The 26,364-nt window shown below is 60.7% G+C and carries 28 protein-coding genes and 1 tRNA gene; 3 read left to right on the top strand and 26 right to left on the bottom strand.

What is annotated here, in order from left to right; translation table 11 throughout:
• Window positions 1-102: 102 nt before the first annotated feature.
• The 25 genes from PQR62_RS20235 to petA form a co-directional block, all read right to left on the bottom strand.
• Entirely contained in the window at window positions 103-1,188 is a 1,086-nt protein-coding gene (locus PQR62_RS20235; protein ID WP_408159829.1) for a porin, read from the bottom strand.
• 282 nt (window positions 1,189-1,470) lie between these two features.
• Window positions 1,471-2,421, bottom strand: coding sequence for a PDR/VanB family oxidoreductase (locus PQR62_RS20230; protein ID WP_408159828.1), 951 nt, complete (start codon window positions 2,419-2,421; stop codon window positions 1,471-1,473).
• 73 nt (window positions 2,422-2,494) lie between these two features.
• Window positions 2,495-2,932 (bottom strand): RidA family protein, encoded by a 438-nt coding sequence (locus PQR62_RS20225; protein ID WP_408159827.1) that lies wholly within the window; start codon window positions 2,930-2,932, stop codon window positions 2,495-2,497.
• A complete protein-coding gene (locus PQR62_RS20220) occupies window positions 2,929-3,978 on the bottom strand; it encodes a Rieske 2Fe-2S domain-containing protein (RefSeq protein WP_408159825.1) in 1,050 nt (349 codons plus the stop codon). The genes PQR62_RS20225 and PQR62_RS20220 overlap by 4 nt, the downstream gene beginning before the upstream one ends.
• Before the next feature lie 32 nt (window positions 3,979-4,010).
• Entirely contained in the window at window positions 4,011-4,244 is a 234-nt protein-coding gene (locus PQR62_RS20215; RefSeq protein WP_007882409.1) for a recombinase-like helix-turn-helix domain-containing protein, read from the bottom strand.
• Window positions 4,244-4,579, bottom strand: a complete 336-nt coding sequence (locus tag PQR62_RS20210) for a hypothetical protein (protein WP_408159824.1) — start codon at window positions 4,577-4,579, stop codon at window positions 4,244-4,246. The genes PQR62_RS20215 and PQR62_RS20210 overlap by 1 nt, the downstream gene beginning before the upstream one ends.
• A 2-nt stretch (window positions 4,580-4,581) precedes the next feature.
• Window positions 4,582-5,727 (bottom strand): FAD-dependent monooxygenase, encoded by a 1,146-nt coding sequence (locus tag PQR62_RS20205; protein WP_408159823.1) that lies wholly within the window; start codon window positions 5,725-5,727, stop codon window positions 4,582-4,584.
• A 14-nt stretch (window positions 5,728-5,741) separates the two neighbouring features.
• Complete coding sequence (locus PQR62_RS20200; protein WP_408159822.1) at window positions 5,742-6,713, bottom strand: VOC family protein; 972 nt, start codon at window positions 6,711-6,713, stop codon at window positions 5,742-5,744.
• An 84-nt stretch (window positions 6,714-6,797) separates the two neighbouring features.
• The gene (locus PQR62_RS20195; RefSeq protein WP_408159821.1) at window positions 6,798-8,273 is read right to left on the bottom strand and encodes an aldehyde dehydrogenase; all 1,476 of its coding nucleotides are present in this window, start codon (window positions 8,271-8,273) and stop codon (window positions 6,798-6,800) included.
• Between the two features lie 11 nt (window positions 8,274-8,284).
• Entirely contained in the window at window positions 8,285-9,085 is an 801-nt protein-coding gene (locus PQR62_RS20190) for an aspartate dehydrogenase (RefSeq protein WP_408159820.1), read from the bottom strand.
• A 19-nt stretch (window positions 9,086-9,104) separates the two neighbouring features.
• Window positions 9,105-10,859 carry a thiamine pyrophosphate-binding protein gene (locus tag PQR62_RS20185; protein ID WP_408159819.1) on the bottom strand — a complete coding sequence of 585 codons (1,755 nt, stop codon included), beginning with the start codon at window positions 10,857-10,859 and terminating at the stop codon, window positions 9,105-9,107.
• Window positions 10,852-11,670: an SDR family oxidoreductase gene (locus PQR62_RS20180; RefSeq protein WP_408159963.1), complete on the bottom strand. Its 819-nt coding sequence runs from the start codon at window positions 11,668-11,670 to the stop codon at window positions 10,852-10,854. The genes PQR62_RS20185 and PQR62_RS20180 overlap by 8 nt, the downstream gene beginning before the upstream one ends.
• A gap of 26 nt (window positions 11,671-11,696) precedes the next feature.
• Window positions 11,697-12,533 (bottom strand): IclR family transcriptional regulator, encoded by an 837-nt coding sequence (locus PQR62_RS20175; protein WP_408159818.1) that lies wholly within the window; start codon window positions 12,531-12,533, stop codon window positions 11,697-11,699.
• Between the two features lie 19 nt (window positions 12,534-12,552).
• Window positions 12,553-13,428, bottom strand: coding sequence for an alpha/beta fold hydrolase (locus tag PQR62_RS20170; RefSeq protein WP_408159817.1), 876 nt, complete (start codon window positions 13,426-13,428; stop codon window positions 12,553-12,555).
• Between the two features lie 25 nt (window positions 13,429-13,453).
• Window positions 13,454-13,993, bottom strand: a complete 540-nt coding sequence (locus PQR62_RS20165) for a cupin domain-containing protein (RefSeq protein ID WP_408159816.1) — start codon at window positions 13,991-13,993, stop codon at window positions 13,454-13,456.
• Window positions 13,994-14,064: 71 nt separating this feature from the next.
• A complete protein-coding gene (locus PQR62_RS20160) occupies window positions 14,065-14,829 on the bottom strand; it encodes an SDR family oxidoreductase (RefSeq protein ID WP_408159815.1) in 765 nt (254 codons plus the stop codon).
• A gap of 74 nt (window positions 14,830-14,903) precedes the next feature.
• Entirely contained in the window at window positions 14,904-15,752 is an 849-nt protein-coding gene (locus tag PQR62_RS20155; protein ID WP_408159814.1) for an ABC transporter permease, read from the bottom strand.
• A gap of 2 nt (window positions 15,753-15,754) precedes the next feature.
• A complete protein-coding gene (locus PQR62_RS20150) occupies window positions 15,755-16,750 on the bottom strand; it encodes an ABC transporter substrate-binding protein (RefSeq protein WP_408159813.1) in 996 nt (331 codons plus the stop codon).
• 71 nt (window positions 16,751-16,821) lie between these two features.
• The gene (locus tag PQR62_RS20145; RefSeq protein WP_408159812.1) at window positions 16,822-17,607 is read right to left on the bottom strand and encodes an ABC transporter ATP-binding protein; all 786 of its coding nucleotides are present in this window, start codon (window positions 17,605-17,607) and stop codon (window positions 16,822-16,824) included.
• Between the two features lie 896 nt (window positions 17,608-18,503).
• Window positions 18,504-18,579 (bottom strand) — tRNA-Thr (locus PQR62_RS20140).
• Between the two features lie 24 nt (window positions 18,580-18,603).
• Entirely contained in the window at window positions 18,604-19,101 is a 498-nt protein-coding gene (locus PQR62_RS20135; RefSeq protein WP_408159811.1) for a ClpXP protease specificity-enhancing factor, read from the bottom strand.
• A 211-nt stretch (window positions 19,102-19,312) separates the two neighbouring features.
• Window positions 19,313-19,924: a glutathione S-transferase N-terminal domain-containing protein gene (locus PQR62_RS20130; RefSeq protein WP_408159810.1), complete on the bottom strand. Its 612-nt coding sequence runs from the start codon at window positions 19,922-19,924 to the stop codon at window positions 19,313-19,315.
• Window positions 19,925-20,012: 88 nt separating this feature from the next.
• Window positions 20,013-20,777: a cytochrome c1 gene (locus tag PQR62_RS20125; protein WP_408159809.1), complete on the bottom strand. Its 765-nt coding sequence runs from the start codon at window positions 20,775-20,777 to the stop codon at window positions 20,013-20,015.
• Between the two features lie 24 nt (window positions 20,778-20,801).
• A complete protein-coding gene (locus PQR62_RS20120; RefSeq protein WP_408159808.1) occupies window positions 20,802-22,208 on the bottom strand; it encodes a cytochrome b N-terminal domain-containing protein in 1,407 nt (468 codons plus the stop codon).
• 2 nt (window positions 22,209-22,210) lie between these two features.
• Complete coding sequence (gene petA / locus PQR62_RS20115; protein ID WP_408159807.1) at window positions 22,211-22,819, bottom strand: ubiquinol-cytochrome c reductase iron-sulfur subunit; 609 nt, start codon at window positions 22,817-22,819, stop codon at window positions 22,211-22,213.
• 291 nt (window positions 22,820-23,110) lie between these two features.
• On the opposite strand from petA, the gene mscL reads away from it, so the two are divergent.
• The gene (gene mscL / locus PQR62_RS20110) at window positions 23,111-23,542 is read left to right on the top strand and encodes a large conductance mechanosensitive channel protein MscL (protein WP_408159806.1); all 432 of its coding nucleotides are present in this window, start codon (window positions 23,111-23,113) and stop codon (window positions 23,540-23,542) included.
• A gap of 69 nt (window positions 23,543-23,611) precedes the next feature.
• Here mscL and PQR62_RS20105 read toward each other — a convergent pair whose 3' ends face one another.
• Complete coding sequence (locus tag PQR62_RS20105) at window positions 23,612-24,376, bottom strand: Nif3-like dinuclear metal center hexameric protein (RefSeq protein ID WP_408159962.1); 765 nt, start codon at window positions 24,374-24,376, stop codon at window positions 23,612-23,614.
• Between the two features lie 25 nt (window positions 24,377-24,401).
• Between PQR62_RS20105 and PQR62_RS20100 the strand changes: the two genes are divergently transcribed.
• Together PQR62_RS20100 and PQR62_RS20095 are read left to right on the top strand one after the other, a co-directional pair.
• Complete coding sequence (locus PQR62_RS20100) at window positions 24,402-25,583, top strand: Do family serine endopeptidase (protein ID WP_408159805.1); 1,182 nt, start codon at window positions 24,402-24,404, stop codon at window positions 25,581-25,583.
• Window positions 25,584-25,618: 35 nt separating this feature from the next.
• The gene (locus PQR62_RS20095; protein WP_408159804.1) at window positions 25,619-26,308 is read left to right on the top strand and encodes a DUF2461 domain-containing protein; all 690 of its coding nucleotides are present in this window, start codon (window positions 25,619-25,621) and stop codon (window positions 26,306-26,308) included.
• The last annotated feature ends 56 nt before the right edge of the window (window positions 26,309-26,364 follow it).

Raw genomic sequence — 26,364 nt, 5'->3', positions numbered from 1 at the left:
TCCACAGATCCTTCGCAGCAAAATACTGCCGGCAAAAACAAGACTACCTACAGAAGTGCAGGACAGGCGCTCAACCCTGTCCTGCGGGACAGCAACAGAACATCAGAACGAATGGTGCATGCCGACCGTGGTCACCAGCTGGCTGGTGCCGCCGGACACGCCGGTTGCGCCGCTGGCGCCGGTACCGTTCATGACCGCAAAGCGCGCGTCGCCGCCGGCGCGCTGATACGCCGCCTGCACGTAGAACTGCGTGCGCTTGGAGAACTCATGCACGTGGCTCAGGCTGAAGGTGTTCCAGCGCGCGCCTTCCAGCTTCGACAGACCATAGCCAAAGTTGATGGTGTCCAGATTGGCGTAACGCCATGCCGCACCCAGATCCAGATTCTTCTGCTTCGGTGTGACGCCGCTCGGCATATCCAGCTTGACCTGGGTGTAAGCCGCGTTCATGCGCACGCTGCCGATGGTGTAGCCGACGCCGCCGGCGATGGTGGTCAGGCTGTTGAACACGGTCGCCGCATTGCCCAGACCGACGCTGGTCAGGAAGGTACCGGCGTAACCCGCTGCACGATTGTTCAGCTTGGAATAGGCCAGGGCTGCGCGCAGCGGGCCGTTGGTGTAGCTGCCGCCGGCGCTGACGTTGCGGCCGTTGCCGCTGTCGCCTGCGACTTCACCGAAACCGTACATCAGGCTGCCCTGAAAACCGCCCATGGTCGGCGAGGTGTAGCGCAGCGCATTGTCGAACTGATAGGTGTTGGCCAGACTATCCAGGTTACCCGGGTGGAACAGGTACCAGTTGGTCAGTTGATAGCCGTTGGAGAGCTTGCCGATGTAATCAAACACCACATCCGGCATATGGCCCATGGTCACCGCGCCGAAGTTGCCCGACAGGCCGACCGTGCTGTAGCGATTGAACAGCTTGCTGCTGTTCGGCTGGGCGCCGCTGTCGGTGTAGAAGCCGGCTTCCAGCTGGAAGTTGGCCTGCAGATTGCCGCCCAGATCTTCAACACCACGGAAACCGATGCGATCAGGCTGCATGGTGCCCTGATCCAGACGGCTGACCGAGCCGCCGTTCAGGTTATTGATGTAGGCCACGCCGGCGTCCAGGCTGCCGTAAATGGTGACATTGCTTTGCGCGAATGCGCCCGCCGATGCACAGGTTGCCGCTGCGGCAATCAGTAGCTTCTTCATTAAACTCCCCTTCAACGAATAAGAACAATTAAGCACGGCCCTCGCCGCGTCCACTGCCTCCATCTGCCCCGCGCCTATGGAAGGTGAATCTCTGCTGCAAACCGGGCTGCTCCGTCCCCGCTCATCCGCGATGAGGGCTCAGGCTGGCGCTGGCTTGCCATGGCACGTTGACCTCTGAAATTCTCGGGTCTTGTTTCACCCATGAATCAACGTTCCACAAAAATCATCAGGCTCAAAAAAATGCCCGGCGCAGTGCGCGGGCATGTTCATGCGTTTTCTGGCTTACACGTCGAGCACCAGGCGTGCGCCCTTGCAACCGGACACGCAGACCATCATGGTCTTGCCGGACGCGCGCTCGGATTTGCTGAGCACGCCATCGCGATGCTCCGGTTCGCCTTCCAGCACCTTGGTTTCGCAGGCGCCGCAGACGCCCTCGCGGCAACTGTGGTCGACCGCAATGCCGGCATCCAGCAACGCGTCCAGCAGCGATTTGCCGGCCGGCACCGTGATGCTCTGCTTGCTGCGCGCCAGTTCCGCCACATAGCTGCCGCTCTGCACCGCCTCCACCTTTTCGGCGGCAAAACGTTCGATATGCACATTGAGCAAACCCAGCTCTTCGCAGATGCTTTCGAAAGCATTGAGCATCGGCGTCGGGCCGCAGCAATAGAAATGCGCGTCCTTCGGCTTGCCGGCCAGATAGCTGCGCAGATCGGGCGGTGCGCCTCGCTCATCGTCGAAATGCGCGCTGGCGCCGGCTTGCTGCAACAAGCGATCGGCAAAGGCCGCTTCGCTGCGCGAACGGGCGCAATAGAACAGCTCGGCCGATTTATCCAGCGCGCGCAAGCGGCCGAACATGCAGGAGATCGGCGTGATGCCGATGCCGCCGGCAATCAGCACCGAATGCGCAGCGCTCTCGTCGAGCGCGAAATTGTTGCGCGGCGCCGAGATGCTGATCATTGCACCGACGCGCAACTGTTCATGCACATAGCGCGAACCGCCGCGGCTCTTGCGATCATTCAGTACGCCGACCACATAACGATGGCATTCGTCCGGCGAGTTCGACAGCGAATAGCTGCGCACGATGCCATTGGCCAGATGCAGATCGATATGCGATCCGGCTTCGAAGGCCGGCAAATCGCCGCCGCCGGCCGGCCTCAGCTCAACGCTGACGATGCCCTGCGCTTCGAAGCGCATCGCCTGCACACGGACGGAAAGAAGAGAGCTGCTAGTCATAGGAAAAACCTGAAGTTCAAAACCTGATCAAGCGATCAGAACTGCACAAGGACACACCGCCTCTACACCGCCTCTACACCGGCCTGACGGCCTGGCGCAAATCGATGTCGCGCCGCGCAAAGGCATCGATCTCGACGGTCAGTTCGGGAAACACCAGCCTGCTGACTTCCACCAGCGTCGAACACGGATAAGGACAAGGCTGCAGCGGCGCAAAGAAATCGCGGCGCGCCCGCCCGACTTCGTCCTTGTCGGCAATGTGCTTCACGTAGATCACCAGCTTGTAGATGCTGCCCAGCGTGCCGCCGGCGGCTTCCACCAGATCGCGCACCTTGCCCAGCACCACCAGCGTCTGCTCGTAGGTGCCGAGCCGGCTGTTGCGCGAAGCCGGATGCGCGGTCATGCCCGACATCGCGATCTCATTGCCGATCACCAGGCAATTCGACCAGGTCGCGGTGGCCAGCTCGGCCACCTTGTCGCTGGTCACGTGACGCACTAGCGACTGCTCGCTCATGCCGCCTTCACCGGCGACTTGGCGGCTGCGGCTTCCGCTTCGCGTGCCAGCTGCTCTTTCGCCAGACCGCGCATGTGGCGGCGCAGGCGCACGATGCCCATGTCGTGCTGGTACAGCATTTCGTTCTGGTTGGCGTCCGGCTCCATCACTTCAAGCACGGCGCGGTCCTGCTCCAGCACGTTCCAGTGACGCGCTTCCAGGCGGTTGCGATAGAGGAAACGCCAGGTGTCTTTCTGCCAGCCGCTCAGCTTGCGGCAGCGCCAGTGGAAGACGGCGGCGATGTTGTCGACGATGGGCGTGTAGCTGCCGACGATGACGAAGCTGCCGCCGGGGCCGCCGGTCTTCGGATACGGGATCGCCAGACGCATCCAGTGCAGGCCGGTGTCGGCCCATTCGGTCCAGTCGAAGTTGACGTCGCGCTGACCTTCTTTTTCGAACACAAAACCGATGTCGGTTTCACGGATGCCGAAGGAGGCGGTGTTGTCGCCCTCTGCCATCGAATGCGATTGCTTGTGCAGGAAAGTGCCGTGCATCGGATCCATCACGTTGTCCAGCACGTAGCGGTAATCGCCCTTCCATTCGGTGTAGCAGAGGAAATTGGAATACTCCGGGCTGGTCAGTTCTTCCGGCAGTTGCAGCGGCGGCGGTTCGGCGATGTCGCTGCTGGCGTTGAACAGAAAGATCGCACCGCAGGCTTCGGTGACGTGATACGAACGGGTCGCTTTCGCGCCTTCCAGTTTGCAGCCGGGGCTGCCGGGCACACTGGTCACCACGCCGTCGAAACGCACTTGCACGCCGTGATAACCGCAGGCAATGCGGTCGCCCATGGCGATGCCCATCGACAAGGGTGCACCGCGATGCGGACAGTGATCGTCCAGCGCATGCAGGGTGCCGTTGGCTTCACGCCAGAGCACGAATTTCTTGCCCAGGCGGCGCAGCGACACCGGGCGCTCGGCGACGAATCCGGAAGGGCAGATCGGATACCACAAGTCTTTCAATCCGGCGGCGAGTACCGCATCGACCGGATCATTGGCTGTCGTTCTCATTGCTATTTCTCCTGAGGGTGGGGGCCGCTGGCTTAGGCTGCCAAGCGGGCGATCTCTTCTTGATAATTGGCTTCCGTCCAGACGCCGTTGTTGTACGGGCAACCGGGACCAGTACGATTCAGATGCGCCACCAGCGCCGCCAGCTCGGTGATGCCGGCGCCGTAGGCGCGCTCGATGGAATCGCCCAGCAGATCTTCATACTGGGTCGGCGCACGACGGCGCGCCTGATGCGGATTGAGATAAACCTCGGTAACTGTTGCAACCATCATTGGCCTCCATTCTTGACGCGCTCACGGATACGTTCGCGCACGGGTACAAAATCGTAAGTCGGATAACACTCGGTACGGAACACGCCCCAGGCGGAGCGCTCCAGCTCGACATTCACCAGCGGCAGCAGCGAGGGCGGCAGCTCCAGCGTGACGATCTGGCCCAGGCCCATGGCCACGGTCCAGGACACCACGCGCGTGCCTTCGACCGGAAAGCGATCCCACCAGCCAACCTTCTTCATGTGCGACTGGATGTCTTCCAGATTCTTCGACTGATCGTGCTTCAACAGCACGGTCAGCAACATCAGTTCCGATTGTTGAGCAGTCTTTTCCATGCTCAGGCCGTTTCAGTTTCGAGCGGCACCGCCCAGGCGTCGTAGCCATAGACCCAATCCGCATTGCCGCCTTCGCGCAGCCAGTTATTGCCGCGCGAACCGATCTGAATCTTGCCGGCGCGTTCACGGCGCAGCTCCTGATAAGTGTTGAGTGCATCGGCAATGCCTTCGCGCGCAGTGACGTGCTGCAGACAGCGCGCCAGCACCACGGCGTCTTCAATCGCCATGCCGGCGCCTTGCGCCATGAACGGCATCATCGGATGGCTGGCGTCGCCCAGTAATGTCATGCGGCCCCTGGACCAGTGCGGCAGCGGGTCGCGCTCGTACAGCGCGGTCTTCAGCACTTCGTCGCAGGCATCCAGCAAGGCGGTCGCATCCGGGTGAAAACCGGCGTAGCTGTCGCGCAGTTCCTGCACGCTGCCCGGCGTGGTCCACGATTCGAGATGCCAGCTTTCCTGTGCGGTGGTGGCGAAGATGAAGATGTCCTTGCCGCAGTTGAGCGGGAAGGTGACAATCTGGCTTTCCGGATTCGGGCCCCACCACTTGGTGAAGGCTTGCAGATTAGGCACCTGCGCCACGCGCTCGGCCGGGATCACGGCGCGGAATGCCACCACGCCGGTGAAGCGCGGGCTCTCTTTGCCGAACATGGCGCTGCGCACGGCGGAGTGGATGCCGTCGCCGCCGATCAGCACATCGACCTGGTCGGTGCTGCCGTCGGTGAAACTCAGTGTGATGCCCTGCGCATCTTCCGTCACCAGTTCGGCACGCTTGGCGAACTGCACGCGTTCGGCCGGAAACTCTTCGGCCAGCGCCGCCAGCAGATCGGCGCGATGGATGGTCAGTTGCGGCGCGCCGTATTTTTTCTCGGCAGTGTCGCCCATTTCCAGACGTGAAGTTTCTTCGCCCGTATTCCAGGTGCGGCTGATGCGATGCGTCGGACGCGCAGCGGTGCGGCGCACAGCGTCAGCGATGCCAAGACCGTCGAGGGCGCGCACCGCGTTCGGCGTCAGATTGATATCGGCGCCGACGCGCAGGAATTGCTTCGACTGCTCGTACACCACCACATCATGGCCGGCGCGATGCAGCGCGATGGCGGCGGTCAGACCGCCGATGCCCGCGCCGAGAATACCGATTTTGAAAGAAGACATATGACTTGCTCCGATTACTTGTGGGTCGGTTGACGGTCGGTCAGGAATTTGCCGCTCGGCCCTTGTGCATTCTTCTGGCGGCGGGTGTTGCCGTCGATGCCGCCGTCGATCGCCCATTCGGCGAATACCGTCGGGCCCGGTTCGAAATCGCGCGGCTCCCAGTCAGCGTCAAGCTGGTCTTCATCGGCGTAGTACTCGATCAGGCCGCCGGCGGGATTTTTGAAGTACCAGAAATAGGCCGACGAAATCGGGTGACGTCCGGGCCCCAGTTGCGTGTCCCAGCCCTTGCGCGACATGTGCATGCCGCCGCCGAACACTTCGTGAATATCGCGCACCGTGAAGGCGACGTGATTCAGGCCCGAACGCGCTTCCGGCGGTTGCAGCAGGAAGATGTCGTGATGCCCGCCGACGTCGGCGCAGCGCAGGAAAGCGCCGCGTTCCGGGTAGCGGTCGGACGGCACGAAGCCGAAGTTCTCGCAGTAGAATTTTTCGCAGGCCTTGACGTCCTTGACGAAGAACACCACATGGCCGACTTCGATCGGCGAAGCGTGGTCGTAGACCGGGCTGCGCTGATTGATGCGGTTCTTTTCATTCCAGGTATTCATGGTGGCGCACTCGACCTGCACATCACGCTTCTGCGACACCTGAAAACGCACCGCCAGACCGTTTGGATCGGTGCAGCCGACACGCTTGCCGTCATTGACGTAGCCCGGCAGATCCTTGATGCGCTCGGCGAATTTCGGCAATACCTCTGCTGCGGACACGCCCCACACCACTTCGCGCAGCGTCGGGCCGGCTTCGATGGCCGGCGGCAAGGCCGGATCGGCGCTGCTGCGCACCACCACCCGGCAGGCATTCTGCGATTCGAACACCAAAGCCTCGGCGCTTTCCTGCGCCAGCGTCATGCCCCAGTCGAGGAAGAACTGGCGGCAAGCCGGCAGATCGTCCGCGCCGTAGGTGATTTCGTCGATACCCAATACGTCCATTTGTTTCTCCTGACTTTTAGCCGCGTGGCGCTGAAGAGTTCTGCACTCTGCGTCGTTCATCCACGCGCGCGTTGATACGTTTTTTCAACCGGCCCACGGCAGCGGCTGCTCATTCAAACCCCAGTACATGGCCTTCTGTTCCATGTATTGCAGAATGCCGAGGCGGCCCTTTTCACGTCCCAGACCGCTGTCGCGCCAGCCGCCGAAGGGGGTTGAAATCGAGAATTGCTTGTAGGTGTTGATCCACACATTGCCGGCCTGCACCGCACGGCCGAAACGCCAGGCCTTCTTGTAGTCGCGGGTCCAGATGCCGGCCGCCAGCGCATACACGCTGTCGTTGGCCTGAGCGATCAGGTCTTCTTCATTATCGAAAGGCATGGCCACCAGCACCGGCCCGAAAATTTCTTCCTGACAGATGCGCTGATCATTGCTCACACCTTCGATGATGGTCGGCTGATAGAAATAACCACGCTCATAAGTCGCGCCCTGCGGACGCGTGCCGCCGGTGCGGATGCGGCCGCCGTCGGTGACGCCGATATCGACGTAGCGCTCGATGCCTTCACGATGGCGCGCCGTGATCAGAGGCCCCATCTGCGTGCGCTCATCGGCCGGATCGCCCACGCGCAGGGCCGCGGCGCCCGCAGCCAGTCGCTCCATGAAGCTGTCGTAAATGCCACGCGCCACGAACAGACGCGAACCGGCGATACAGGACTCACCCGAGCTGCTGAAAATGCCGTACAGCACGCCGGCCACGGCGTGATCCAGATCGGCGTCGTCGAACACCATGGTGGGCGACTTGCCGCCCAGCTCCAGCGAGACCGGCATCATCTTGTCGGCCGCGATGTGGGCGATGTGCTTGCCGGTGGTGGTGCCGCCGGTGAAGGACACGCGCTTGACCAGCGGGTGCAGCGTGATGGCGTCGCCGATCACCGAGCCCTTGCCCGGCAACACGCTGATCATGCCCCTGGGCACGCCGGCCTGTTCGCAGATGCGCGCCAGCTCCAGCGCCATCAAGGGCGTCACTTCGGCCGGCTTGACCACCACCGCGTTGCCGGCCGCCAGGGCCGGCGCCATTTTCTGCGCCTCGCTGGCGATCGGCGAATTCCACGGCGTGATGGCGGCGACCACGCCCATGGGTTCGTACACGCTCATGGTCAGGTTGTCGCCGCGCATCGGCGTAATTGTTTCTTCCAGGGTCTCGCAGGCTGCGGCAAAAAACTGAAACGTGCCGGCGGCGCTGGCCACCAGATTGCGTGTTTCACTGATCGGCTTGCCGTTGTCCAGCCGCTGCTTTTGCGCCAGTTCTTCGCCGCGTTCACGGATCAGCTGCGCCACGCGATAGAGGACGGCGGCCCGCTCATGCGGCTTCTTCTGCGCCCAGCCGCTGGTGCGGAAGGCAAGATCGGCGCCGATGATGGATTCTTCCACATCCGCCACGCTGGCGGCGTTCAGGTAAGCCACCGCTTCGCCGGTGGCCGGATACAGCGTGGCGTAGCGATCGCCGCCGCCGAGGCGCCATTCGCCGGCGATGCAGATCTGCAGTGTCTCGTTTGGATACATGTCTAGGTCGCTCAAATGGATAAGGCGTGTGCGCGATTGCCCAGCGCACGCACCACACTGAATACGGTCAGCGCCGAGGTTTTGGGGTTGGCTGCCAGCGGCTTGCCGCGCATGGTCAGCTCGAAGCCGCCGAAGGCGCCTTTGGCTTCCACGTGATGCACGTTTTCGCTCACGCCCGGATCGGCATACAGACGCACTTGCGTGTGATCCAGTCCGAGGCCGGCCAGCGACAAGGTGGCGGCGACGTTGGCGTTCTTCGGATACAGACGCGCCGCTTCGCGCGCCGTGCCTTCGAAAATCACGGTCGCTTCAGTCAGTTGCGCCAGATCGAAAGGGCCGTCGGCCGGCGTGTCTTTCCACGCAGCGGGCGGCTTGCGGCCGGTGTAGACCACCGACTCCAGGCCGCCGACGCGCGCGGCCGACAAGGCATCGATCGCGCCGATGGCGCCCGACAGCAACTGCACTTGCGTCTTGCCTGCGCGCGCTGCGGCTTCCAGCTTTTCGACCAGTCCCGGCTCCGACAAGGCGCCGATGGACACCACCATGCAGGGGATGCCGCGCAACAGCGCCGGGATGATGTGCTCTTCAATCGCCTGATGGCCCGCGCATTCGATCAGCAGATCGGGACGCTCCTCGCCGAGCCGGGTCTCCACGCGCGCCTTGGGCGCCAGCGACGACACCACGGTGCGGGCGTTCGCCATGTTGGCTTCCGGCACGATGACGACATCGAAGGCGACTTCCGGATCGCTTTTCAGCAACTCCATCACGCCGACGCCGATGGCGCCGCAACCGATCATCGAAACATGCAACATGGGTTTCTCCTCAGTTTCTTCAGACGGCGGCGGTGGCGGCGGTCGTTGCTGCAGCAGCAGTTTTGGTCGTGGCGATGGAGGCAGCCGCGGCTTCTGCAGCAGCTTTCTCCGTCACCGGAGGACCGGCGAAGGCCGTCTTGAAGCTGCCGATGGACAGCATGTCGATCTCCAGCAGGAAAGGACCGGACGCAGACAGCGCGTTCTGCAATGCGCCTTCGACCTCGGCCAGATTGCCGACGCGGGCATGGCGCAGGCTCAGCGCCTGCGACAGCGGTGCGTAGTCCGGCGTGTGCAGGTCGACGTAGTGGCGGCGGCCGCCGTATTGCACGTCCTGAATATTCTTGATGACGCCGTAGCCCTTGTCGTTCATCAGCACGATGATCATGTCGGCCTGCTCTTGCACGGCGGTCGCCAGCTCGCCCAGATTGAGGATGAAGCCGCCGTCGCCGGCCAGCGTGAAAGTCTTCTTGCCCGATGCCGTCACTGCGGCGCCGATAGCCGCGCCGATCCCCATCGCCAGACCTTGCCCGATACCGCCGCCGAGTGCGTGCACGCCGGCCAGCGGATCAAAAATGCGCAGGTAGCGATTGCCCCAGGTGCTGTTCGACACGGTGACGTCACGCACCCAGTTGAAGCTGCGGCCGGCGGCCTTTTGTACTTGCTCAACCAGCGCGCTGTAAGGACCGAGACCGTCGATCAGACCGGCTACGGCGGTATCGCGCGCCTTTTGCAGATCACCCATGAAGGCAGGATCGATCTGCATCGCATGCTGTTGCTTTTCGAGGCGATCAGCCAGGCCTTCCAGCGCCAGCGCGGCATCGCCGCAGACAAAGTAGTCGCTGTTGTAGCAGCGGCCTTCGGCCGACGGATCGGCGTCGATGCGGTACAGCGGACGCGGCAGCTTCAGTTCGTATTTCAGGGTTTCGTTGCCGCGCAGACGCGAACCGATCACCACCAGGGCGTCGCAGGTCTGATAGAAATTTTCGACCGGCTTGTGCAGATTGAAGGCGCCCAGCGAACGCGTATCGTCTTCCGCCACGATGCCGCGCCCTTGCGTGCTGGTGACCACGCCCAGACCAAGCTCGAGCAGACGCTGCACTTGCTTGCCGGCCTGACGCGCACCGCCGCCCAGCCACAGCAGCGGACGCCTGGCTTTGAGCAGACGCGCGGCCAGTTCGTCGAGTGCATGTTCGGAGGGCGCCTGCACGGCGATCGGCAAAGGTCGCAGATCGGACGGCATGGGGATCAGCGCAGCCTGAATGTCGATGGGAATTTCCACGCTGACCGGGCCCATCGGCGGCGTCAATGCGGTCTGCACCGCCAGCTTGATGGTGCTGATGGCGGTCTCGGTGCTGCGGATGCGGAAGGCGGCCTTGGAGATCGCTTTGAGCATCGACAGTTGATCCGGCGCTTCGTGGATGTAGGCCAGGCTCTGATCAAGATACGGCGTTTCGATCTGGCCGGTCAGGTGCAACAGCGGCGTGCCGGCAGTCAATGCTTCGACCATGGCGCCGGCGGCGTTGCCGGCGGCGGTGCCGGTCGAGGTCAGGCACACGCCCAGACCGCCGGTGGTGCGTGCATACGAGTCGGCCATGTTGGCGCCGCCGGCTTCGCCGCGCGCCGGAATGAAACGGATCTTGCCGCGCTCGCCGAAGGCGTCGAGGATGGGCATGTTGTGGATCGAGATCACACCGAATGCCGCCTTGACGTCGCATTGTTCGAGAAAGGCTGCGATGGCGCAGCCGACGGTGACTTGGTTGGTCTTGTTAGGCATGGCGTGAAAGTCCTCCTGAAACATCGATGTGACTGCCTGTTGTGTACGAGGAAAGCGGCGTCGCAAGGAATACGATTGCGCGCGCGGCTTCCTGGGGAAGGCCCAAACGGCCGAGTTGAATATTCTTTTTATGCGCCAGCGCGCCGGTCCACTGCTGCCAGCTCTGGGCTTGCTGCTCAGGGCCGCGCGCCTCGTAGCGGCGGCGCCATTGGCCGGATTCGACCAGCCCGATCAGAATGCCGTTGACGCGCACTTTGGGCGCGGCGCCGGTAGCGAATTCGGTGGCCAGCGAGCGCACCAGATTGTGGACGCCGGCACGCGCGGCCGATGTCGCCACCATGTGCGGCTCAGGCTGGGTTGCCAGCAGCGAGTTGACGCACACCACTGCCGCATCGCCGTGGGCGGCGCTCATGCGCTGCAACTGCGGCAGAAAGGCGCGGGTCGGATAGATCACCGAGAAAAATTTGAGACGCAGTTCTTCAGTCCAGGCTTCATCGGCGGTATCGGCGAAAGTCGAGACGCGGCCTTGACCGGCGTTGTTGATCAGCATCGATACCGGGCCGAGCTGCGCTTCGACGGCGGCGGCAAAGGCCTGCACCTGCTCCTGCGACAGCACGTCGCAGGTGGCGGAAAACATGCGGGCTTGCGGATAGCGCTCACGCAATGCCGCTTCGGTCTGTTGCAGGCGTTCGGCGCTGCGACCGCAGAAGGCCACCGCAGCGCCGGCTTGCAGCAATTGTTCGACGGTCGCCAGACCAATGCCGGAGGAGCCGCCGGTCACTACTGCGACCTGGCCTTCGAGATCGATCATGGCCTTGCTTGCCTTGTTCACTTGATTTACTCCCGCCACATGTTGACGACCTTGGCGCCGGATTTTTCCGGCGCATGGTCGAGCAGGCGCGACAGTTCGCCTGCGGTTTCACGCACGCGGCGCACGATGTCGTCGAGCTGACTGGTTTCGATGTGCGGCGAAGGAATGGTGGCGCCCATGGCCGCTACCACATTGCCGGAGTGATCGCGCACCGGCGCGGCGATGGTCGAAATGCTGGTTTCGAAAAAACCTTCCTGCAGCACGTAACCGCGCTCCTTGTCCTTCTGCACCATGTCGAACAACTCGACCACGGTTTTCGGGGTATTGCTGGAGAACACTTCGAGATGCTCTTCCGGATACAGCACGCGCAGTTCCGGCAGCGACAGATCTTCCAGCAGCACGCGGCCCAGCACGGTTGCATGCGCCGGCAGACGCGTGCCGACGTTGACGTGGCTGGCGAAGGCGGTCTGCGTGACCGACTTGGCGACATACACGATGGAGCGGCCGTCGCGCACCACCAGATTGCAGGAGTAACCGATGTCGTCGCGCAGACGTTCCAGCAGCGGGCGACCGATTTCGGTCAGTTCCAGCGAGGCCAGATATTCGAAGCCGAGACGCAGCACCGACATGCCGAGGCGATAGTCGCGGCCGCCGTCGGTGCGCTCGACGAAGCCCATGCGTTCCAGCGTGGCCAGCAGACGGAACACCGTGGAACGCGGCACGTCCAGACGACGCGCCAGTTCCGGCGCCGACAAGGTCTTGTCCTGGCGGCTGAATTCGCACAACAGGCGCAGGCCCCGCTCCAGTCCCGGCACGAGATATTTTTCCTGCGTCTCTTCTTCTGGCAGCTCTGATTTGCTCATGTCTTGTGGTCTTCTTGTGTTAGTTGATTTGATAGAGATGTTCGCGAATCGCGCCGGCTACCTTGCCCGGCTGTTCGATATAGCATGCGTGCCCGGCCTCTTCCAGCAGATGGAACGGAAGATGCTGCCGTTGCGCCAGTGCGCGGCTGGCTTCGGGTGTCGTCACCACATCCAGCGCGCCGCAATATACCGCCATCGGCAAACCCGCTTTTCTGACGTCCAGCCCGGCGTCGATGTCGTCGCCGCACAGCAGATGCACCGCCTGCGTATAGCCGGCCGGATCCAGCCACTGCATGTTCCAGCGCACCCAGGCGCGCTGGGTTTCCAGCGCATGTTCGGAGAGCAGACGTCCGGAGCGTTTCTGCGCCATGCCGTCGACGCCGAGGGTATGCAGCGCCTCCATTCTTTCCTGCAGCACCTGCTGCGCGCGGGCTTGTTTTTCCGGTGCGCCGTAACCCTGCGCCGGACTCATCAGCACTACCCGGCGCGCGCGGTCGAAGCCTGCGCCGATGTAACCGGAAGCCATCAGGGCACCGAGCGAATGACCGACCAGCACGCAATCGACGATGCCCAGCGCGCGCACGAACTGCTCCAGCCGCGCGGCGTAATCGACTGCCTTGGGATGCGACATCGGCAGCGGCGTCGAGCGGCCATAACCCGGCGCGTTCCAGGCAATGACCTGAGCATCCTTTTCCAGCTTGAGTGCGCAATGCAGCCAGGACGCCGCCCCCGAGCTGATGCCGTGCAGCAGCACCACCACCGGCCCGCTGCCGCAACTGCGATAGGACACCACGCCGCCATCGATCTCGACGCTGCGCTCGGCGAAGCGGCCTTCGAGCAGCGTGAGCGCATCTTTCAGCTCGTAGGAACAGGTAACGGGTGGGCGCGCGTTCATGATGCGGGTCTCGGGCTCTCTGACATCAACCGCGCTTGACCGAAGCCAGCGGATGTTCCGGCGGATAGGTCGGCGTGATCGGCTTCTTCGCGCCCAGCATCACGCACATCAGCGCATCTTCTTCACCAATGTTGATTTCTTCGCGATAGACGCCCGGCGGCACCGACACCACATCGCGGTCGGTCAGGATGGTTTCGAAACGTTCGCCGTCTTTTTCCAGCACCAGCTTGAGCTTGCCGCGCAGGACGAAGAACACTTCCTCGACGTCGATATGCAGGTGCGGCGGACCTTCGTGGCCGGCCGGAATGATCATGGTCGAAAACGTGAAATGCTCGGACGGAATGACGTTGGCGTCTGCCGCCACGCCGGTGCCGCCGGTGCCGATGTAGCGCATCTGCGCACGGCCGTATTTGGGATCGAAATCGGCCTGAAACTTGAGTGCATTCCAGTCGTATTTGCGGGTGGACAGACGCGCCACGCGCGACTCCATCCAGTCGCTGAAGCTGGCGCCTTCAGGCTGATCCCAGCTGCGTTTGATGTTTTCCTGTTCGGACAAATCAGTCATGCTTTTCTCCTTGCGTTGATGCAAAACCCCGGGCTGTTCGGGTTTCGCGGACCTTGTTCGGTATTGCCTTGTCAGTTCAGTACGAAGCCGCCGTTGACGGCCATTACCTGACCGGTAAAGAAACGCGACATGTCGGACAGCGCGAACAGCACGGCGCCGCAGACGTCTTCCGGCATCTGATCGCGCTGTATGGCGCGCCGGTCGTGATAGATCTGATGCCTTTCCCTGGGCACGTATTCGGTGGCTTCCACCAGCGTCAAGCCCGGCGCCACCGCATTCACGGTGATGTTGTCGCCGCCCAGTTCGCGCGCCAGCGAGCGCGTCATGCCGATCACCGCGCTCTTGCTGGCGACATAGGCCAGCAGATTCGGTGCGCCCCACAAGGGCGTGTCAGACGACAGATTGACCACCGCGCCGCGCCCCGATGCGCGCAGGCCGGGCAGGCAGGCATTGGTCATCAGCCAGGTGCCGCGCACGTTGACATCCATCACCCGATCCCACATGTCGATTTCGAGTTGTTCGCTGGTCTTGCCGCCGGAGTTGGTAATGGCGGCGTTGTTGACCAGGCCGTCCAGTCCGCCCAGCCATTCGGTGGCTTGTGCGGCGCAGGCCTTGATCGAAACCGGGTCGGCCAGATCCACCGCAAAGCTGGCCACCTTCAGACCACGTTGCGTCAATGCGGCGACCGACTGCTGCAATTGCTCTTGCAGAATGTCGGCCATCGCGACCGTCGCGCCGGCTTCGGCGATGGCGCTCACGAAGGCCAGGCCCAGGCCGCGCGCAGCGCCGGTCACCAGAATCCGTCGTCCCGCCAGTAAATTCGCCGTTGCTGCCATGTTGCTGCTCCTGATTCTCTTGATGTACTTGACGTGCCGGTTTGAATTTTTGCCGCTTGCCTACGCTGCCGTGCTCAGACCGTGGTGGTGTTGACCTTGGGGATGTAATGCAGCACCTTGCGCTCGACCCAGACGACTGCGCCATAGGTCACGACACCGATCAGCGTCAGGGCGACGATGGCCACGAACACGGCGGCGGTATTGCCCTGGCCTTCGCCATCCACCAGCAGATAACCGAGGCCCTGATTGCCGCCGACCAGTTCGCCGACAGTCACGCCGATCACCGACAGCGTGGAGGCGATGCGCAGACCGGAGAACAGGGCCGGCAGCGCCGAACGCAACTCCACCAGATGGAAAATCTGCCAGCGGCCGGCGTTCAGGGTGCGCACCAGATTGACCATGTCGGGATCGACCGTGCGAATGGCCGACAGCACGTTGATCATGATCGGGAAAAACACGATCAGCACCGCGACGATGATCTTCGGATAGATGGTGTAGCCCAGCCACATCACGAACAGCGGCGCGAACGCCACCTTAGGCGCGATCTGCAAGGCCAGGATGTAGGGCGACAGCATGGCTTCGGCGCGCGGCGACAAACCCAGCGCCACGCCCACTGCCAGGCCGAGCAGCGCGCCGAACAGGAAGCCGAACACCACTTCCATTGCGGTGACGCCGAAGTGCATCAGCAACTGGCTGTTGTTCCACATCACCACCGATTCGCGCACCACCTGCATGAAATTCGGCAGGATGTATTCGGGCATGCCGAGCAGGCCCGGCCCCCATTGCCATGCCGCCAGGAATACCAGCAACAGCGCCAGGCTGCCGCACACGGTTCTGGCTTTTTCGCTGATGACCTTGCGGCTTACCGGCGTGGCTGGAGTGGCGGAAGGCATGGTGATTTCTTTCGCTGTAGTGGTAGTCATGATTACTTGGCGACGCCGACAAATTGGTTGGTGAACAGATCATTGATCGGCGTAGCCTTGGTCACGATGCCTTCGCTGACGTAGAACTTTTGTACGGCTTCCATGCGCGCCGGGTCGATCTGGCCGAGGGTCTTCTGATTGGCGTAGACATACTTTTTGTACATCTCGAAGGTCGCTTCGATGCTGGCTTCCTTGCCCTTGTAGGCGGGCAGCGCGGCAGCGTAGTCGGCGGCTGCGGCCTTCGGATCCTTCATGATGTCCTGCATGCCGCGCAGGGTGGCGCGCACCAGACGCTTGAGCAGCTCAGGCTTGGTCTTGATGGTTTCATCCGAAGCCAGAATCGCTTGCGCCATACTCTTGAAGCCGCCGTTGTCGAGCAGTTCGACCTTGGCGCCGGCATCGGTGGAATTGACCACCCAGTCAGGCACACCGGCAAAGGCAGACGACTTGCCGGCGGTGAATACTTGCCATACGCCGGCCGGGCCCGCCGCCTGAATCTGCAGGTCGGTCTTGGACAGGCCGGCGGTTTTCAGACTGCCCAGAAATGCGTAATACGTGGTGTCGGTGTACGACATGACCGTCACGGTTTTGCCCTTCAGGTCTTTCAGGCTCTTGATGCCTTCGGCCGGATTGGCCGCGACCATGGTGACCGAGCCGGCGCCCAGTACCGCAATGGCCTTGACCGGAATGCCGTTGGCGCGCACCACGATAGGCGTATCGCCGATGGCGCCGCCGATCACGGCATTGCCGGCGCCGATCTGCTTGGCGACGTCAACGCCGCCCTTGGCGACAATGAAGCTGACCTTCAGATTTTCATCGGCGTAGTAACCCTTGTGCTGCGCCAGCACCCAGGGTGCGAAGGCCGGTGAATTCGGCGGCGCCGGCAGCAGGTAGGTGACTTCTTCAGGCGCGGCATTGGCGACGGCAGGTACGGTGGCGGCGCCGATCGCAGCGACCATGGCCAGCGAGGTACAGGCGGATGCAAAAAGTTTTTTCATGCTTGCTTCTCTCCCTAGAGTTTTCGGACAGTGATCTTTTGTTCGGATGCTCGTGTCATCAGCGGCGTGACTCAGTGCAGTTCGGCGCTTTCCTTGCCGACTTTCAGCAACTCCATCAGGCGACCTTGCAGCGGGCCGATTTCCGGCAGCTTGCGGCGCTCCAGCGGGTTGTCGCGGAACGGCAGATTGACTTCGATTTCCTCGACGATGGTGCCGGGGCGTTCGCTCATCACCAGCAGGCGATCCGACAGCGCGATGGCTTCGACCAGATCGTGAGTGATGAACAGCGCAGTCTTTTTCTTTTCGAACAGCATCTTGGCCAGATCCTGCTGCAGCACCATCTTGGTCTGCGCATCCAGCGCCGAGAATGGCTCATCCAGCAGCAGTACTTGCGGGTCTACCGCCAGCGTGCGCGCCAGCGCGGCGCGTTGACGCATGCCGCCGGAAAGCTGGTATGGATAGTGCTCTTCAAAGCCCTTGAGATGGCATTTGGCCAGCAACTCGTCGGCTGCGCGCTTGCGCTCGGCTGCTGATACGCCGTCGATTTCAAGGCCGAGCGAGACATTGGCGCGAATATTGCGCCACGGCATCAGCAAATCTTTTTGCAGCATGAAGGCGACTTTGCGAACCGGCTTGGTGACCTTCTCGCCGCTGACGAAGACTTCACCCTCGGTCGGCAGATACAGGCCGGCGCCCATGTTGAGCAAAGTACTCTTGCCGCATCCCGAGGGGCCGATGATGGAAACCACCTCGCCGCTGCGAATCGACAGATTGACGTTGCTGACGGCCGCGCGTGGTTCAGCGGTCTGACGATCGACGAAGCTCTTGCCGACCTTGCGAAATTCGATTTCGATCATGTTGCCTCTGACTGGTTAAGACCGGCGCCCTTGCGCCCGGAGACTGCGGCGCTTCGCGTGCTAAAAGCATCTGCGTTACGCCCAGCCATTTGTTCCATATATAAAACAATGATTTATATATGGAAGTTATTTCGAAATAATATAGCAGATATTTCGAAAAGAGATAATCCAATTTGTTTCATATATAAACTGATGATTTATATAAGAACTTATTTCGATGATTTAGCAAACTTTATGCCAGGCCAGAACCGCGGCTTTTACGGCATATTTCAGCAATTGAATCCCCAAACGGGGCCGGGATGCCCACCCAAGGTGCATGATTTGCACTCTTAAATACGGTGTCGCGCAATCGCCACAGCAGCACTCACAGTGGCGCGAAAAACTTGCCCCAGAAGCGGCGAGGCGCGGCAAGCCGAAACGGCAGCGCTCAGGCGACATTGCCGCCACACCAGCACTCTGCATGATGAAAAACAAGAAAGACCGTCCTCCGATCAGAGGACGGTTGAGCGACATGGAAGGCAACGACGGCCTTGCACAGGATTTGAGAGTCGCCGGCCGGCGACTCAAGCATGCGAGCGGTACGATGGCGGATCATCGGATGAGCAAACGATGCGCAATGGGAGCGATACTCGCGAGACCACAAAGACGGTCCGGATGATGCCCAGCCCTCAGGCGTCTCCATCGACAAGGAATTTTCCGGCAGCCGTCTGCGCAAGCGCAGGAGCGCAAGGAGCGCAAGGAGCGCAAGGAGCGCAAGGAGATGCGCCCGATGCATCAATCAGATGCAAAAAGCGGCAACCGGCATCAGAAGTGAAATGGGCAATGCGACGGCCGGACGCGAGAAATCGCGACGGATAAAGAAAAAGGCCCACCAAACGGTGGGCCTTTTTGAATGCTGGTGCTGGCTGCAGGACTTGAACCCGCCACCCCCTGATTACAAGTCAGGTGCTCTACCAGATGAGCTAAGCCAGCTAAAAACTAAGCCTGCGATTATAACTACTTAATTCGAGTTAGTACAGGCCTTCCACCTTTTTTTGGTGGTTCCGGATCATTATTATCATCGTCACCCGATTTTTCCTCCGGCTTTTCCGCCGTCGGCACCGAACTGAGCGTGGTGACCGTTGCTGGCGTCTCGCTCTGATCGCGGCTGACTTCGCTGTCGACCGGCGTACCGGTGTCGGGCGTCGGCGCTTCGAAGGCCATGCCCTGGCCGTTTTCACGCGCGTAGATGGCGATGACATTTTCGACCGGGATCTGGATGTCTTTGGACACGCCGCCGAAACGCGCGCTAAAGCGAATCAGGTCGTTTTCCATCTTCAGAGCGCTGGTGGCCTCAAAGCTGATGTTGAGCACGATCTCGCCGTTCTTGACGAACTGCATCGGCACTCTGGTGCGGCCATCCACCACAACCGCGATGTGCGGCGTGTAGCCATTGTCGGTGCACCACTCATAGATGGCGCGCAAAAGATAAGGTTTGGTGGAGACTTCTTGCATTGAGAAAAACCGGTAGGGGCGATGATTTAAGAGCCGCAGTCAGACAGGTGAACGCGATGGAGCGACGGGCCGCGTTGCGGAACAGGCGAGCGCCTAGCGTAACACCGGAATGCAAATCGCGCTGAGCGCCATGGACGCCTGCAGTGCGAGCGATCCGCCGACCAGACAAACCGGCGGCCGCTGCACGAAGCAAATTGCTGATCAGCGCTGATTAACGGCGCATGACCTTTTCGGACGGGGTCAGCGCTTCGATATAGGCTGGACGCGAGAAGATGCGCTCAGCGTATTTCATCAGCGGCGCTGCCGTCTTCGACAGTTCGATGCCGTAGTGATCCAGACGCCACAGCAATGGCGCCAGGGCCACGTCGAGCATTGAGAATTCGTCGCCCAGCATGTACTTGTTCTTGAGGAACAGTGGAGCCAGCGTGGTCAGGCGATCGCGGATTTCATTGCGCGCCTTTTCCTGGCTCTTTTCGGCAGCCTTGGACTTTTCGTTTTCCAGGGTGTGCACGTGGATGAACAATTCCTTTTCGAAATTGAACAGCATCAGACGCGCACGCGCGCGCATCAGCGGGTCGGCCGGCATCAGTTGCGGATGCGGGAAGCGTTCGTCGATGTATTCGTTGATGATATTGGACTCGTACAGAACCAGATCGCGCTCGACCAAGATCGGCACCTGGCCGTAGGGATTCATCACCGAAATATCTTCAGGCTTGTTGAACAGGTCAACGTCGCGGATCTCGAAGTCCATGCCCTTTTCAAACAGAACCAGGCGGCAACGTTGCGAAAATGGGCAGGTCGTGCCCGAGTAGAGAACCATCATTTTTGTAGAGCCTTAGAAACAAAGGGGGCGAGACGCAGAACGCTCACCCCGGTACACAAGTCCGCAAACCCCACGGACACGGAATTTCTTACTTGACCTGTTTCCAGTACGACGCGTTCAGACGCCATGCCAGAACCAGGAATACGCCGAGAAACAGCAGCACCCAGACACCCAGCCGTTTGCGCGTGTTCTGCGCAGGTTCGGCCATCCATTCCAGATAGCCGACCAGATCGGCAACGGCGTTATCGTATTCGATCGCGCTCATCTTGCCGGGCCTGGCCTGCTCGAAACGGTCAAACTTGTGAATCGTCTTGCTTTCGTCGTGGGGATCCTTCTCATCCACATACTTGGCAGTACGCACACCTTGCAACTCCCACAACACATGCGGCATGCCGACATTGGGGAAAACCATGTTGTTCCAGCCGGTAGGACGCGTATCGTCCTTATAATAGCTGCGCAGGTAGGTATAAATCCAGTCCCCGCCCGATCCCGCGTCAGAAGCCTTGGCGCGTGCGATCACCGAAAGGTCCGGCGGCGTGGCGCCAAACCAGGCCTTGGCGTCGGCCGGCAGCATCGTGATTTTCATCAGATCGCCGACCTTCTCGCCCGTAAACAACAGGTTGTTCTTGATCTGATCGTCACTCAGGCCGATATCGCGCAGGCGGTTGTAACGCATGGACGAGGCCGAGTGGCAGTTCAGACAGTAGTTCACAAACAGCTTTGCCCCATTCTGCAGCGCCGATACGTCCTTGGTACGATCGGGGGCGCGGTCCAGCGCAAAACCGGCTTCATTCGCGTACGCGATCGCCGGCAACAAGACCAGCGTCGCAATCAGTCTCTTCAGCAATTTCATGTTTTTATCCTCTTGGCGTCTGGCTTAGTGCGGGTGAAAAGTCACACGATCAGGCACCGGCTTGAAGGTGCCGGCGGCGCTCCACCAGGGCATCAACAGAAAGAAGCCGAAGTAGATGAAGGTGCATACCTGTGAGACCAGGGTGCCGATTGTGGTCGGCGGTTGCACACCAAGATAACCAAGAGCGATAAAAGCAATACCAAAGACAATATAGATGTACTTGTGCCAGCCCGGGCGATAGCGGATCGACTTGACCTGCGAGTGATCCAGCCAGGGCAGCGCGCCGAGAATCATGACCGACACGCCCATCAGCACCACACCCCAGAATTTCGCATCGAACACCAGCATGCCGGCGACTACCGCCAGGCCGATGACAATCGCCGCAACCTTCAGGAATCCTGCCAGCTTGGTCTTCAGCACCAGCAAGGCGACGTAAGCCGCAATGCCTGCAATCAGCCAGCCCATGAAGTCGGAGGTGGTGGCGCGCAAGATCGAATAGAACGGAGTGAAATACCAGACTGGCGCAATGTGCGGCGGCGTTTTCAGCGAATCGGCCGGGATGAAGTTGTTGTACTCCAGGAAATAACCACCCATTTCCGGCGCAAAGAATACCACAGCCGAGAAAACCAGCAAAAATACTGCCACCGCCATGATGTCGTGCACAGAGTAAAACGGATGGAACGGCACCCCGTCCAGAGGCACGCCATGCTCGTCGGTCGTCTCCTTGATTTCGATGCCGTCGGGGTTGTTCGAACCGACTTCGTGCAGCGCAATGATGTGCGCCGCCACCAGACCGATCAACACCAGCGGGATCGCAATCACGTGGAAGGAGAAGAAGCGATTCAGCGTCGCATCCGAAACCACGTAGTCGCCGCGGATCCACAGCGACAGGTCAGGCCCGATGAAAGGAATCGCGCCGAACAGATTGACGATCACCTGCGCGCCCCAATACGACATCTGGCCCCAGGGCAGCAGATAGCCCATGAAGGCTTCGCCCATCAGGCACAGGAAAATCCCGACGCCGAACAGCCAGACCAGCTCGCGCGGTTTGCGGTAGGAACCGTACAGCAGACCGCGCACCATGTGCAGATACACCACGATGAAGAAGGCCGAAGCGCCGGTCGAGTGCATATAGCGCACCAGCCAGCCCCAGGGCACGTCGCGCATGATGTATTCGACCGAGGCGAAGGCCAGCGTGGCGTCCGGCTTGTAATGCATCACCAGGAAAATGCCGGTGACGATCTGAATCACCAATACCAGCAATGCCAGCGAGCCAAAGGCGTACCAGAAATTGAAATTCTTGGGTGCGTAGTATTCGGAGAGGTGGGCCTTCCAGGTGGAAGTCAGAGGGAAACGGGCATCAACCCAGTTCAGTGCCTTGGCGGCGATGGGAGCGTCTTTCGGCAGTTGCTTTTCGTGAAATGCAGCCATGATCACGCCTCCCCTTTTTCATCTTTGCCGATGACGAGCTTGGCGTCGCCTTCGAACATATACCGTGGAACCTGGAGGTTGTCTGGGGACGGTTTGTTCTTGAAGACCCGTCCCGCAAGATCGAAGGTCGAACCGTGGCAGGGGCAGAGAAATCCGCCCTGCCAGTCGTCCGGCAAGGAGGGCTGGGCGCCGGCCTGGAAGCGCGAACTGGGAGAGCAGCCGAGGTGTGGACAAATGCCGACCACCACCAGAATGTCTTTCTTGATCGAACGCCATTCGTTCAGAGCGTATTCAGGAGTTTCAGAGAAATCCTTGCGCTTCGAATCAGGGTCGGCCACCTGGCCATCCGCCTTCTTCAAGGAGGCAAGCATCTCCGGAGTGCGCTTGAGAATCCAGACCGGCTTGCCGCGCCACTCTATGGTTCTCATTTCGCCTGGGGTTAATGTCGAGATATCCACTTCCACCGGCGCGCCTGCCGCTTTGGCGCGTTCCGACGGCTGCAAGGTGGAGACGAATGCTCCTGCGGTGGCCAGACCGGCCACGCCGCCCGCTGCGCAGGTGGCGACAAGCAAACCTCGTCGACCGGAGTCGACCTGATGTTCGTTACTCATACAAACCCCATATCTCCAGTTATTAAAATTAGCGTGGACCATCTGTGCGGACCCTCTTGCAACCTTAGATTATATATAAGCTCAATAGGGTTTTAAAGCGTGTAAGGCCTCATCAAAAACGCCGCAAGGAACTTTTAACCCCAATTGCACCCTCTCTTGTTTCAGTTGCGCGACGGCATCTGCAGCATTTTTGGCGGCGCGGCCGCCGGATTTTACTTTTCGCTTAAAGCAGGCTATAAACCCTGCACCCGGCAATCATTACTAATTCACAACATTCGGAAGGAGCAAACGATGAGCATGCTTAAGGAATTCAGGGCTTTTGCGGTCAAGGGCAACGTGGTCGATCTGGCGGTCGGCGTGATCATCGGCGGCGCCTTCGGCAAGATCGTCGAATCCATGGTGCAGGACATCATCATGCCTATCGTCGGCAAGATTTTCGGCGGACTGGATTTCGCCAACTACTACATTCCGCTCAATGGGCAGGCCAGCGGCATGGCACTGGCAGAGGCAAAAAAAGCGGGCGCCGTGTTCGCGTACGGTAATTTCCTGACGATTCTGATCAACTTCCTGATCCTGGCCTTCATCATCTTCCAGATGGTGCGCATGATCAACAAAGCCCGTGATATCGCCAGCAAGCCGGAAGCAGAAGCAGCCGCCAAGCCGGTCACGCCGCCGGAAGATATCGTGCTGCTGCGCGAAATCCGCGACGCGCTTAAAAAGTGATGGAATGACAATAAAAATGCCGGAGCGATCCGGCTTTTTTATTACTGCGCGCTTCGACGCCCGAGGCGTTCAGACCGGATTGTCGATATCCACGAACTGGTGGCTGATGCCGAAATGCTCGGCCACATGCCGTCCCAAAGCCTGTACGCCGTAACGCTCGGTGGCGTGATGGCCTGCGGCGATATAGACCACCCCGCTCTCGCGCGCCAGATGCACCGTAGGCTCCGATATCTCGCCGCTGATGTAGGCACTCGCGCCGGCGGCAATGGCGTCGCCCAGCATGCCTTGTGCGGCGCCTGTGCACCACGCGATGTCACCTAATTGAAACTGCGGATCGCCGATCAGCAACGGTGTGCGGCCGAGGCGCTTTTCGATCAGCACGGCCAGATCGGCTGCCGTCTTGATGGAGGCATTCTCGCAGCTACCGATCCAGCCCAGCTTGTCCTCGCCGAAACGGTCGCGCCCGAGCAGATCAAGCTGGCGCGCCAGCTGGGCATTGTTGCCCAGCTCCGGATGCGCATCCAGCGGCAGATGATAGGCAAACAGATTGACGTCGTGGCTGAGCAGTTGCCTAAGACGCTTTTGCTTGATGCCGATCACGCGCGCATCTTCCCCGCGCCAGAAATATCCGTGATGCACGAGGATGGCATCGGCGCGTAAATCCAGCGCCGCTTCAATCAGCGCCAGGCTCGCGGTGACGCCGCTGACAATGGCGCCAATCCGGCTGCGCCCTTCCACCTGTAGCCCATTTGGGCAATAATCGCGGTATTGCGTAACATTCAAGAGCTGCGCCAAATATCTCGCAAACTCGTCCCTGCTTGTTTGCCCAGTCATTTTCTTATCCTCACTCAATTTCAATATGCGACGTTTCTGGTTGTTGTTTGCACAAACCGTAACAGTAGGTTTGGCGGTATGGTTCATTGTAGCGACCTTGAAGCCCGACTGGACGACGGGCAATTTCAGTTCGCGCGTGCGCCCGGCCGCTTCCTCGGTGCAGATGCAGGAAGCCACGCCCGATACGCCGACGCCCAACTCCTATCGCCATGCGGCGCGGCAAGCCATGCCGTCGGTGGTAAACATCTTCACCACGACCGAGGCGCGTCCGCAAAAGAGTCCGTTTCAGGACGATCCTTTCTTCCGTAAATTCTTCGGCGACCAGTTGGACGATCAGCAGGACGACAAGCAATCCAGTCTCGGCTCGGGCGTGATCGTCAGCCCGCAAGGTTACATCCTCACCAACAACCACGTGGTGGAAGCGGCAGATCAGATCGAGGTGGCCCTGGCGGATGGCCGCAAGGCGACCGCCAAGGTGGTCGGCATCGACCCTGAAACCGATCTGGCCGTGATCAAGATCGAACTGCCTAACCTGCCGGCGATCACGCTCGGCCATGTCGAACAAAGCTCGGTGGGCGACGTGGTGCTGGCTATCGGCAATCCCTTCGGCGTCGGCCAGACCGTGACCATGGGCATCATTTCGGCACTGGGACGCAATCACCTCGGCATCAATACCTTCGAGAATTTCATCCAGACCGATGCCGCGATCAACCCGGGCAATTCGGGCGGCGCGCTGGTCGATACCAACGGCAATCTGCTGGGCATCAACACGGCGATCTATTCGCGCACCGGCGGCAATCTCGGCATCGGTTTTGCAATCCCGGTCACCACTGCCAAGAGCGTGATGGAGGCCATCATCAATCACGGCCAGGTGGTACGCGGCTGGATCGGCGTGGAACCGCAAGACATCACGCCTGAACTGGCCGACAGCTTCGGCCTCGGCAAGAAAACCGGCGCCATCATCGCCGGCGTGCTCAAGGGCGGACCGGCCGACGGGGCCGGCATGAAGCCGGGCGACATCCTGATCAGCATCGATGACAAGGCGGTCAACGACACCACCGAAATGCTGAACGTGATCGCGCAGCTGACGCCGGGCCAGAACGTCAAGATGACGGTACTGCGCAAATCGCAGGAAACCAAACTCAACATCGTGGTCGGCAAGCGTCCGCCGCCGAAGCGTGAAGAAACCGACGGCGACGAAGAATAAAAGAACGTCGGCCCAGAATCAAAAAGGGAATCCATATGCACGTGCGTGACCTGATGCAGTTCCTGGCGGAACTGTCCGAAAACAATAACCGCGCCTGGTTTGTGATGAACAAGCCGCGCTACGACATCCTGCGCGAAGAGTTTCTGGCGCTGACCACGCAACTGATTGCCGACATAGGCAAATTCGATCCGGCCATCATCGGCTGCAATCCGAAAAAAGCCTTGTTCCGCATCAATCGCGACATGCGTTTTTCGCATGACAAGAGCCCGTACAAGACGCACTTCTCGGCGGCAATCACCGCCAGCGGGCTGAAGAAGCCCAGTCAGGGCGGCGGTCCGGCCTATTACTTCCACATCGACGCGGCTGGGCAGTTGCTGATCGCGGGTGGCGAATACCTGCCGCCATCGGATCGCCTGCGTGCGATTCGCCAGCGCGTCATCGACGACGATGCCGGTTTCAACAAGATGCTGAAGAACAAGAAGCTGAAGGAAACCTACGGCAGTCTGCAGGAAGAAGGCAAGCTGAGCCGACCACCCAAGGGATTCGATGCTGATGTGCCCAACCTTGAGTTCGTGAAGCTGAAAAGCTTCATCGTATGGACCGACACCAGCATCAAAAAGAAGGTGCCAACCGATCTCGGCAAGGATGTGCTGAGCGGCTTCAAGGATGCCTATCCGCTGGTCAACTGGCTGCGTCAGGTACCGCTGATTCCGGTTGAGGAATAGCCTCCCGTCTTCTGCGACTAACTCCGAAGCCGGAAGCCATTGCGCGCGCGGCAAAG

Source organism: Herbaspirillum lusitanum (assembly GCF_046025995.1).
Classification (GTDB): Bacteria; Pseudomonadota; Gammaproteobacteria; order Burkholderiales; family Burkholderiaceae_D; genus Herbaspirillum; species Herbaspirillum lusitanum_A.
The sequence above is the reverse complement of the archived record's forward strand: the minus strand, read 5'-3'. Positions and strand labels throughout refer to the sequence as shown.

Bases quoted from the DNA above. Each gene is read 5' to 3' on its own strand.
- PQR62_RS20195 (WP_408159821.1), bottom strand. From the start codon at position 8,273: ATGTATCCAAACGAGACACTGCAGATCTGCATCGCCGGCGAATGGCGC.
- PQR62_RS20180 (WP_408159963.1), bottom strand. From the start codon at position 11,670: ATGATCGATCTCGAAGGCCAGGTCGCAGTAGTGACCGGCGGCTCCTCC.
- PQR62_RS20220 (WP_408159825.1), bottom strand. From the start codon at position 3,978: ATGAGAACGACAGCCAATGATCCGGTCGATGCGGTACTCGCCGCCGGA.
- PQR62_RS20155 (WP_408159814.1), bottom strand. From the start codon at position 15,752: ATGACTACCACTACAGCGAAAGAAATCACCATGCCTTCCGCCACTCCA.
- PQR62_RS20120 (WP_408159808.1), bottom strand. From the start codon at position 22,208: ATGGCTGCATTTCACGAAAAGCAACTGCCGAAAGACGCTCCCATCGCC.
- PQR62_RS20215 (WP_007882409.1), bottom strand. From the start codon at position 4,244: ATGGTTGCAACAGTTACCGAGGTTTATCTCAATCCGCATCAGGCGCGC.
- PQR62_RS20205 (WP_408159823.1), bottom strand. From the start codon at position 5,727: ATGTCTTCTTTCAAAATCGGTATTCTCGGCGCGGGCATCGGCGGTCTG.
- PQR62_RS20145 (WP_408159812.1), bottom strand. From the start codon at position 17,607: ATGATCGAAATCGAATTTCGCAAGGTCGGCAAGAGCTTCGTCGATCGT.
- PQR62_RS20175 (WP_408159818.1), bottom strand. From the start codon at position 12,533: ATGAGCAAATCAGAGCTGCCAGAAGAAGAGACGCAGGAAAAATATCTC.
- petA (WP_408159807.1), bottom strand. From the start codon at position 22,819: ATGAGTAACGAACATCAGGTCGACTCCGGTCGACGAGGTTTGCTTGTC.
- PQR62_RS20170 (WP_408159817.1), bottom strand. From the start codon at position 13,428: ATGAACGCGCGCCCACCCGTTACCTGTTCCTACGAGCTGAAAGATGCG.
- PQR62_RS20125 (WP_408159809.1), bottom strand. From the start codon at position 20,777: ATGAAATTGCTGAAGAGACTGATTGCGACGCTGGTCTTGTTGCCGGCG.
- PQR62_RS20160 (WP_408159815.1), bottom strand. From the start codon at position 14,829: ATGGCAGCAACGGCGAATTTACTGGCGGGACGACGGATTCTGGTGACC.
- PQR62_RS20095 (WP_408159804.1), top strand. From the start codon at position 25,619: ATGCACGTGCGTGACCTGATGCAGTTCCTGGCGGAACTGTCCGAAAAC.
- PQR62_RS20100 (WP_408159805.1), top strand. From the start codon at position 24,402: ATGCGACGTTTCTGGTTGTTGTTTGCACAAACCGTAACAGTAGGTTTG.
- PQR62_RS20225 (WP_408159827.1), bottom strand. From the start codon at position 2,932: ATGAGCGAGCAGTCGCTAGTGCGTCACGTGACCAGCGACAAGGTGGCC.
- PQR62_RS20200 (WP_408159822.1), bottom strand. From the start codon at position 6,713: ATGGACGTATTGGGTATCGACGAAATCACCTACGGCGCGGACGATCTG.
- PQR62_RS20230 (WP_408159828.1), bottom strand. From the start codon at position 2,421: ATGACTAGCAGCTCTCTTCTTTCCGTCCGTGTGCAGGCGATGCGCTTC.
- PQR62_RS20130 (WP_408159810.1), bottom strand. From the start codon at position 19,924: ATGATGGTTCTCTACTCGGGCACGACCTGCCCATTTTCGCAACGTTGC.
- PQR62_RS20210 (WP_408159824.1), bottom strand. From the start codon at position 4,579: ATGGAAAAGACTGCTCAACAATCGGAACTGATGTTGCTGACCGTGCTG.
- PQR62_RS20150 (WP_408159813.1), bottom strand. From the start codon at position 16,750: ATGAAAAAACTTTTTGCATCCGCCTGTACCTCGCTGGCCATGGTCGCT.
- PQR62_RS20135 (WP_408159811.1), bottom strand. From the start codon at position 19,101: ATGCAAGAAGTCTCCACCAAACCTTATCTTTTGCGCGCCATCTATGAG.
- mscL (WP_408159806.1), top strand. From the start codon at position 23,111: ATGAGCATGCTTAAGGAATTCAGGGCTTTTGCGGTCAAGGGCAACGTG.
- PQR62_RS20185 (WP_408159819.1), bottom strand. From the start codon at position 10,859: ATGCCTAACAAGACCAACCAAGTCACCGTCGGCTGCGCCATCGCAGCC.
- PQR62_RS20105 (WP_408159962.1), bottom strand. From the start codon at position 24,376: ATGACTGGGCAAACAAGCAGGGACGAGTTTGCGAGATATTTGGCGCAG.
- PQR62_RS20165 (WP_408159816.1), bottom strand. From the start codon at position 13,993: ATGACTGATTTGTCCGAACAGGAAAACATCAAACGCAGCTGGGATCAG.
- PQR62_RS20235 (WP_408159829.1), bottom strand. From the start codon at position 1,188: ATGAAGAAGCTACTGATTGCCGCAGCGGCAACCTGTGCATCGGCGGGC.
- PQR62_RS20190 (WP_408159820.1), bottom strand. From the start codon at position 9,085: ATGTTGCATGTTTCGATGATCGGTTGCGGCGCCATCGGCGTCGGCGTG.